Source organism: Providencia sp. PROV129 (assembly GCF_028482245.1).
In the GTDB taxonomy this organism is placed as follows: Bacteria; Pseudomonadota; Gammaproteobacteria; order Enterobacterales; family Enterobacteriaceae; genus Providencia; species Providencia vermicola.
The window spans coordinates 1-1395 of sequence record NZ_JAMPQD010000060.1 but is presented as its reverse complement, the minus strand read 5'-3'; the positions used below and the strand labels follow the sequence as shown (position 1 = coordinate 1395).

The window sequence follows — 1395 nt, the reverse complement described above, 5'->3', positions numbered from 1 at the left end:
GACAAATGCCGCAGAGGCAGGGAAGACCACGGTTGAGAATAACCATTTAAGCCCTGAAAAGACGAAAGCCAGGAGTGAAGAGTTTGCGAAATGCAACGGTGATAGTAGTTGCCGTGCTGAGGTTAGAGACACTTATCGAAAAGAATACGATAAGGTTCAAGAGCAAATCAATAACTGTAGTAGTCCAGACCAATGTGTTGCTGTCGCGAAAGAGCTGAAAGAGTGGCAAAAAATCTACTCAGAGCGAGCGAAAGAGCTACAAGATAAAGCTCATAATAATGGTGGTATTGGAGCCCTCACTGACGCTGAACAGAAGGAGTGGGCAGAAATTAGAGGCACACTTCCGAACCTAGAAGGTTCTCGCAATTTAGCAATTTATCGTGCTGAACAGTTAGGTGGTTCAGCGGAAACCACAAAAGAACGTGATTTAGCGATGGCGGCGGCAGGGATCGGCGCGGGTATTGGAAGTGGTAAAGGAGGAAAAAATAATACAAACAAAGATCCACAAACTAGCCAGCCAAATCAGCAACAGTATAAAAACGTTGCACCTAATACTTTAATTGGAAGGCAAGACAGTACCGAAATGTCAGGCTCGCAAGTTAAACGCTTAGTGAAAGATATGAAGGCGAATGGTTTCAACAAGGATGAACCAATTGATGTTGCTATTGTTAATGGAAAAATGATTATTATTGACGGTCACCATCGAGCTGAAGCTGCAAGAAAGGCTGGTATTAAAGATATTCCTGTTAGAATTAATACAGTAACGAAAGAGCAAGGCGATCAATTGTTACGCGAAGCAGCAGAAGCAAGAGCTAGGAGATAGCATGCTAATCCCGATAAGTGATGCAACATTGAGAAATTTTGTTGTTACCCAAAAGAAATTAGTCACATCGTTTATGGAACAGTACCCTAACGTAAAGGATTATCAATTTCTATTGGATTTCCCTAAACATGGAACGATCCGAGTTGATGATAATGTTTGGAATTTTTCAAAACATGGAAAAGGAATCAAATTTTATCAAGGTGATTCACCCAGTGCAAAAGTAGTAGATATTCATTGCAATATTACCGAACCCGAAATATTTGATTTATGGCGTTTGAGTCAGTATTTTCAATTAGACAATGATGCCGAATTAAAAAGTCTATTAGATGATATGGTTAGGTCAGGTTTATTACTTATTTCTGATAAATTTTATACATTTACAAGCTAGTATATAAGAACCCAGCCCCACACTGGGATCTCCTTAGCCATTTTACTCCCCCTCAGCCAGCCGGATAATCAACTGTCCGGCTTGGCGAGTGAGGGTATAGTGACTTCCTACCTCAAACCCCAACTCCATCAACCACTTACCGCTTAAGGTGAGTTGTGGGCTAGGGTTGGGTTTACCTCGGTTG

At 41.3% G+C, this 1395-nt stretch carries 3 protein-coding genes; 2 read left to right on the top strand and 1 reads right to left on the bottom strand.

The genetic code is table 11. The features are described from left to right. Both PSF27_RS20795 and PSF27_RS20790 read left to right on the top strand, forming a co-directional pair. Positions 1 to 823 (top strand): ParB/RepB/Spo0J family partition protein (locus PSF27_RS20795; protein WP_272682194.1); only part of this gene is annotated, 823 nt, incomplete at its 5' end. A gap of 1 nt (position 824) precedes the next feature. Further along, positions 825 to 1211 (top strand): DUF6896 domain-containing protein, encoded by a 387-nt coding sequence (locus PSF27_RS20790; RefSeq protein ID WP_272682193.1) that lies wholly within the window; start codon positions 825 to 827, stop codon positions 1209 to 1211. A 42-nt stretch (positions 1212 to 1253) separates the two neighbouring features. Here PSF27_RS20790 and PSF27_RS20785 read toward each other — a convergent pair. Then, a partial coding sequence (locus tag PSF27_RS20785) for a SymE family type I addiction module toxin (RefSeq protein ID WP_272682195.1) occupies positions 1254 to 1395 on the bottom strand: 142 nt, incomplete at its 5' end.

What these genes read in the sequence shown, in the direction of transcription:
- PSF27_RS20790 (WP_272682193.1), top strand. Translation starts at nt 825, where the DNA reads ATGCTAATCCCGATAAGTGATGCAACATTGAGAAATTTTGTTGTTACC.